Annotated in this window: 5 protein-coding genes; 3 read left to right on the top strand and 2 right to left on the bottom strand. The window is 70.0% G+C overall.

Translation table 11 applies throughout. The features are described from left to right. Nucleotides 1–45 precede the first annotated feature (45 nt). Nucleotides 46–1665 carry a GMC family oxidoreductase gene (locus tag ABT137_RS48920; RefSeq protein WP_351720093.1) on the top strand — a complete coding sequence of 540 codons (1620 nt, stop codon included), beginning with the start codon at nucleotides 46–48 and terminating at the stop codon, nucleotides 1663–1665. 576 nt (nucleotides 1666–2241) lie between these two features. On the opposite strand, the gene ABT137_RS48915 is transcribed toward ABT137_RS48920, so the two are convergent. Beyond that, nucleotides 2242–2622 carry a tautomerase family protein gene (locus tag ABT137_RS48915; RefSeq protein WP_351720091.1) on the bottom strand — a complete coding sequence of 127 codons (381 nt, stop codon included), beginning with the start codon at nucleotides 2620–2622 and terminating at the stop codon, nucleotides 2242–2244. Between the two features lie 64 nt (nucleotides 2623–2686). Between ABT137_RS48915 and ABT137_RS48910 the strand changes: the two genes are divergently transcribed. Next, nucleotides 2687–3175 carry a MarR family winged helix-turn-helix transcriptional regulator gene (locus ABT137_RS48910; protein WP_351720090.1) on the top strand — a complete coding sequence of 163 codons (489 nt, stop codon included), beginning with the start codon at nucleotides 2687–2689 and terminating at the stop codon, nucleotides 3173–3175. 759 nt (nucleotides 3176–3934) lie between these two features. Next, on the top strand, nucleotides 3935–4687 hold the full coding sequence (locus ABT137_RS48905; RefSeq protein WP_351720088.1) for a phosphotransferase: 753 nt from the start codon (nucleotides 3935–3937) through the stop codon (nucleotides 4685–4687). A gap of 442 nt (nucleotides 4688–5129) precedes the next feature. On the opposite strand, the gene ABT137_RS48900 is transcribed toward ABT137_RS48905, so the two are convergent. Then, the gene (locus ABT137_RS48900; protein WP_351720086.1) at nucleotides 5130–5876 is read right to left on the bottom strand and encodes a phosphotransferase; all 747 of its coding nucleotides are present in this window, start codon (nucleotides 5874–5876) and stop codon (nucleotides 5130–5132) included. Nucleotides 5877–6000: the final 124 nt, after the last annotated feature.

The raw sequence follows: 6000 nt of genomic DNA, 5'->3' as shown, positions 1-6000 counted from the left end.
CGGGCGAGTCCGGGCGGCGGATGCCCGCCGGGCGAGGAAGCCACCATGAATTCCACCGGAACCGAAGGATTCGACTACGTCATCGTGGGCGCCGGCAGCGCCGGTTGCGTCCTCGCAGATCGCCTGAGCCGCGACGAGCGCGTCCGCGTGCTGCTCCTCGAAGCGGGCGGCCCCGACACCGACGAACTCCTCCACATCCCGGCCGCGCTCGGAATGCTCTTCGGATCGCAGAGCGACTGGAGCTACCGGACGGTCGAGCAGCCCGCCCCGGGCCGCGCCTTCTCCTGGCCCCGGGGCAGGACACTGGGCGGCTCGTCGTCCACCAACGTCATGATCTACACCCGGGGCAGCCGGCACGACTACGACAGCTGGCGTGACGAGCACGGGGCGAGCGGCTGGGGCTACGACGACGTCCTGCCTTACTTCATCAAGGCCGAGTCGAACCGCCGCCTCGGCGGGCCCTACCACGGTTCGGACGGGCCCCTGCACGTCGAGGACCGCGTCTACACCCACGAACTCTCACGGTCCTGGCTGGAGTCCGCCGTGGAGTGGGGACTGGACCGCAACGACGACTTCGCGGGTGCGTCCCCGGCCGGCGCCGGCCTGTACCAGGTGACGTGCCATCACGGGCGACGGTGGTCCACGGCCGACGCCTACCTGCGCCCGGCCCTCGGCCGGCCCAATCTCACGGTACGCACCGGCGCCCTGGCCACAAGGATCACACTCGACGGCTCACGCGCGGCCGGCGTCACCTACCTCCGGGACGGACAGGAGCGGTCGGCCCGCGCCGACGGGGAGGTCCTGCTCTGCGGCGGATCCGTCAACTCGCCCCAGCTGCTGCTCCTGTCGGGCATAGGCGATCCCGGCGAGCTGCACGAGGTGGGGATAGACGTGCGGGTCCCCCTGCCCGGGGTCGGGCGCAACCTGCAGGACCATCTGATGGCTCCCGTGGTGTGGGAGACCCGCAACTCCACCGACATCGTCCGGGACCTGCTCACCCCGGACAACCTCGAACGCTGGCGCGTCCACGGCGACGGGCCGTTCGCCTCCAACTACGGCGAGGTCGGCGCGTTCCTCCACGTCACGGACGGCCCAGGCCGTCCCGACGTCCAGCTGGTGGGAGGGGCCACGGCACTCATTCTCAGCGGTGAGGAACAACCTGACCGGCCGGTGTTCACGATGAACTGCGTCCCCCTGCACCCGCAGACGCGCGGCACCGTCCGTCTCGCGTCGGCCGATCCCCAGGCCCCGCCGCTGATCGATCCCCGGTACTTCGACGTGCCCGCGGACACGTCGCTCATGGTCGCCGGACTCCGGGCGGTCATGGGCATCGCCCGCTGCGCACCGTTCGCCGGCTGCCTGGCACGGCCGTACCTGCCGGCCGGCGACGGCCCGGACCGTCTGGACCGTCTGGACGGCCTGGACGACACGGCTCTCGAAGAGCACGTCCGCAGATGGAGTGCCACGGCATACCACCCGGTGGGCACCTGCGCCATGGGAACCGGACACGGCTCCGTCGTCAATCCGGATCTGGAGGTCCACGGAGTCGAGCGGCTCCGTGTCGTCGACGCCTCCGTCATGCCGGCTGTCACCGGCGGAAACACCAACGCACCCACGATCATGATCGCCGAGAAGGCCGCCGAGCTGATCGAGATGACACGCTGACAGCAGAAGGCTGCGGCCGACCCGCAAGGACGTGGGTGCCGTGTGCGTCATGGGCGTATGGGCCGGGACGCCTCTCCGGTGAGCGTGCGTGCGCCCGCCTTCTGGTGACTCTCGAGGTGATCGTGGGCGGGGCGTGTCCGGCGGGGCCGTACGACGCACCGGGCTCCTCACCCATGCGCACGGAGGGCTTGGGGTTCGTCTCCTTGAACGGGTGGACGTTCCTTTCGGCGTGCGTATGGTTCAGCAAGATGGTGTACAGCCCTTTCTCCTCCCGGTTCACACCCACGCATCTCGCCTTCACCGGAATACCGCGGCCGTGCAGCGCGCGGTAGATGCGGATTCCGCGTATATCCAGCAGGATGAGTGCGATGCAGGCAGCGGAAATCACCACATGGGCTCAGACACTCAGAGCTCGTGGCACGATCTTGAGTGTGGGGCGGGTGCCAGGAGTTTGTGCCGTGAACTCGCCTGCTGACTGAGCGCACACCGGCAGCTCGGCTCATTGCGCTGGTCGTTGGGAGTGCCTTTATTCGGAAAAAAAGGGGGGGCAGGTTGTGAGGTGGTCCGGTTGGGGGGTCATGCGGTGAGGGTGCCGCCGACGAAGGTTCGTTCCGGCGGTGACGCCACGAGTTCGACCATGGTGCCATTGCGGAGGTCGTCGCCGATGACGCGCGTGATCGCGTCGGTGAGCGCGGTGCCCAGGCGCGTGGTGATCTGGGCGGCGTCGGGGCGGTCGAAGACGCCGGCGCGGACGCCCAGGACCACCGAGGCGTTTGTGTCCACGGCCTTGCCGCCCTGTGCGTAACGCCCTGCGGGGACTCCGGCCAGGCGGACGCTTACGAGGTCGCGGGCCCATTCGCCGTAGACGTCGGCGATCGCGTCGGTCAGTGCGGCGACGAGCACGGATTCCTTCCCGGTCAGCCTGTTCTCCGGAAGGTGGACGGTCAGGTGCGGCATAGTGGACCCCGTTCCCTTTGAACTCAAAGCCTTTGTTCTTAAAGGTACTTGGGGGAGGTCGCCGATGTCCACGGAATCGGACGGTCCAGCCGTCGACGAGGTCGTCCGCACTCTGCTGTTGCTCATGCCACGGCTGGTCGGCCGCGCCAAGCGCCTGCCCGTCCCTGCGGCGCTCCAGGGGCTGGACCTGGCACCGCGGCATCTCGCGCTGCTGGCCCACCTGGAGTACGACGGTCCCACCGGCGTCAACGAGCTGGCCGCCCGGCTGGAAGTGGCCCCGACGACCGTCAGCCTCATGGTCAGCGAGCTCTCACGGCCGGGCGTCCTGCAGCGCACCGCCGATCCCGCCGACCGCCGCCGCCGCATCGTCGCCATCGCCCCCGCCTACGCCGCACCGATCGGCGAATGGCTCTCCGGCAGCGCCTCCGCCTGGGAAGGCGTCATGCGCGGTCTCGCCCCCGCGGAACGCGCCACGGTCGTCACCGCCCTGCACGCCTACGAGGCCGCCCTGGAGCAGGCGGGCGACCTGCACCGGAACACGCGGCCGCGTTAGCGGGCCCGGCGGAGCCGGCACAGCACGGCCCGCTGCCCCGGTTGCCCGGCCTCTGGCCGTGACGTCGGCCGTACCGAAGGCGGCGGTCACCGCTTCGACGTCCACGGCGTCGGCTCCGTCGAACACGAGCGCGTCCCACGACGTTGCGCCGGCCCGCATGACCAGCCCCGTCACCGCGCGTTGCCGTCACCGGAGAAGTCGAGTGCAGAGTTGACGGATCGTCACTGCCTGCCCGCCGAGCGGCAGATCTTTCGGTCTCCGCCGGCAGGCGTCGTGCGCCCGGTCCGGGAAACACGCGCAGTCCGGGCAGTCCGCACCGGTCGCACGGCCTCTCGCCGCGATGCCGACCGTGCCGAAGTCGGCTGTCACTGTGTCGGTGTCCGGCCCGTCGACAGCGCGCCGGCGGCGGGTGCCAGCCCGCGCGGGCGGGCACCGAGGTACCGCACCCCTCCTGTCATGCCGCCCGCACTACGGACCGGAAGCCCCCCCGGCAGCCGCCGGCCGGTGGCACGGCCCGGACAGCGGCAGCCGGACCGCCGGGCACCCTGAGGCCTGCGAGCGGGCGGCCGCGGCGGCAACCGCCCACGCCCCCGCAGACCGGCAGTTGCGGACAAGTGCCAACCGCTGCCCCTGACCGCGGCAAGCGCCCCACCCAGTAGCCGAATTCCCGGTGCACTGCAGCGCCCCCCGAACCGGGGTTCCGGCCCAACTTCCGCGAAGCGCACACGGTGAGCAACGGCAAAAGGCTGGAGGAGGATCATGCACAGTGGTGAGATGCACGAGCCCTCGCTGCCTGGTGGCCTTGTCAATCACGTAGTGCGTATCGGCACCACCGTGCGCCGTCCCACATCTGCCAATTCGCGGTTCGTCGGCGACCTGCTGAAGCTGCTCGAGGCCAGCGACTGGCCCGGCGCACCGCGCTACCGCGGCATCGACGACGAAGGCCGCGAAGTCCTCACCTACCTCGATGGACATGTGGCCTGGAAACCACGGCAACCGCCAGAGGTGTACTCCGACGGCAGCCTGATACGGGTCACGCAACTCGTGCGAGAACTCCACGATCTGACAGCAGGCACGGAACTCGCGGGCTCACACGAGGTCGTCTGCCACAACGACCTCGCACCGAAGAACACCGTCTACCGACCTGCAGGCGGCGCCCTACGCCCGGTCGCTTTCATCGACTGGGACCTGGCAGCGCCGGGCGCACGCATCCACGACATCGCCCACGTCTGCTGGCAGTACCTCGGACTCGGGCCAGACATTGAAGACCCCTCCGAAGCCGCGCGGCGGCTGCGGCTGATCGCCGACACCTACGAGCTCATAGACCGGCGCGATCTCGTTTCCGTGATCCTGTGGTGGCAGGACCGGTGCTGGCGTGGCATCGAGGCTGCTGCCGACTCCGGAGACCTCGCGATGATCCGCCTCCGCGAGGCCGGAGCAGTGACCGAGGTACAGCAGGCATACCAGTGGGTCTCCGACCACCGCGCCCACATGGATCGCGCCCTGTGCTGACCGACCGGATCTCAGTCTCCATCAAAGACGGGAGCCGGCCCCGGCCGGGCACAGGCGGCCGCTATCGCCACAACAGCAGAACCCCTCCGCGAAGAAGCCGGAATCCCACGCGACCACGAGGCCCACCGGGACCAGGTCCACCGGCTCCAGACCACCCTGCACCTCGCCTGGCACGCCACCGGGCACGGCCCCGGCCGGGCCTGTACCGCTCTGTCGTAGAAGGAACGATCGGACTGCTGCACTGGTTCCACCGCCCGCGCATCCGCCGGGAGATCCGTGACGATATCCACCACGCATTCGCCACCCTCGACTGAGCTGTCCTCTGCCCACGACGACAGCGCACCGCACTTTGCCGGGAGCAAGGGGCAGGCAGCGCGCCCCAGGGGATGGGGGCCTGCTCGATGCGTCAGAACACACTCGCAGCAGTCGGGTCCGCGCAGCCTCACATCCGGGATCTCAGCAAGTCGACCTCACAGCCCGGCGCGAACGCGTCGAAGCCGTGCTCGACCAGCCAGCGAACCACCAGCAGGCTCCGCAATGACCACCACGCACGGATCACGTCGAGGTCGACGTCGACGCCATAGCCGGCAATGACATCGCCGAGGTGCTCCTCGTGCCCGAGCGTGAAGGTTGCGAGGTCGTACAGGGCATCACCCTGGCCCGCCTCGGACCAGTCGATGATGCCCGTGACCTCGCCACCGTCGACAAAGACATGCGCGATCTGCAGGTCGCCGTGCGTGAACGCCGCAGTCCACGGCCGCAGCGCGGCCTCGGCCACCTGGCGATTGCGGGCGACCAGATCAGCAGGCAGGACACCACCAGCCACGAGCAGCTCGCACTCGTCGTCGAGTTCCGCCGCCAGCGCGACGATGCTCCGCCCCGCCCGGCCCAGCCGGGGCGGCAGCGCCGCGTCGTGCAGCCTCCGGATGGCGGCACCCGCCGCGGCCCACGCCGCCGGCGCCCCGGTCGACGGTCCACCGAGGCGCCCAAGCGTCGTCCCCGGGAGCGCGGCGAGCGCGAGCACGTGCGGTTTGTGCCACAGGACCTCCGGGGTCGGGACCGGCGCCAGGGCCATCGCCTCGACCTCGACGTCGATGCGCGCCTGATCGCCGTCCACCTTCAAGAACACATCACCGACGCGCAGAGTCGCACGCTCGGAATGGGCGACGACGACTTCGACCTCATCCATGGCCGACCAGTATCCCGGGGACGATCCCCGACGTCGCCGGATTTATCGCACGCGACGACGCGGCCGACCACGTCCCGCTACTGAACCCGAACCCGTGATGCCGGGCCTCACGGGCTGACGCGCG

The organism is Streptomyces sp. NPDC001980 (assembly GCF_040296885.1).
In the GTDB taxonomy this organism is placed as follows: Bacteria; Actinomycetota; Actinomycetes; order Streptomycetales; family Streptomycetaceae; genus Streptomyces.
The sequence above is the reverse complement of the archived record's forward strand: the minus strand, read 5'-3'. Positions and strand labels throughout refer to the sequence as shown.

What these genes read in the sequence shown, in the direction of transcription:
- ABT137_RS48920 (WP_351720093.1), top strand. Translation starts at nt 46, where the DNA reads ATGAATTCCACCGGAACCGAAGGATTCGACTACGTCATCGTGGGCGCC.
- ABT137_RS48915 (WP_351720091.1), bottom strand. Translation starts at nt 2,622, where the DNA reads ATGCCGCACCTGACCGTCCACCTTCCGGAGAACAGGCTGACCGGGAAG.
- ABT137_RS48910 (WP_351720090.1), top strand. Translation starts at nt 2,687, where the DNA reads ATGTCCACGGAATCGGACGGTCCAGCCGTCGACGAGGTCGTCCGCACT.
- ABT137_RS48905 (WP_351720088.1), top strand. Translation starts at nt 3,935, where the DNA reads ATGCACAGTGGTGAGATGCACGAGCCCTCGCTGCCTGGTGGCCTTGTC.
- ABT137_RS48900 (WP_351720086.1), bottom strand. Translation starts at nt 5,876, where the DNA reads ATGGATGAGGTCGAAGTCGTCGTCGCCCATTCCGAGCGTGCGACTCTG.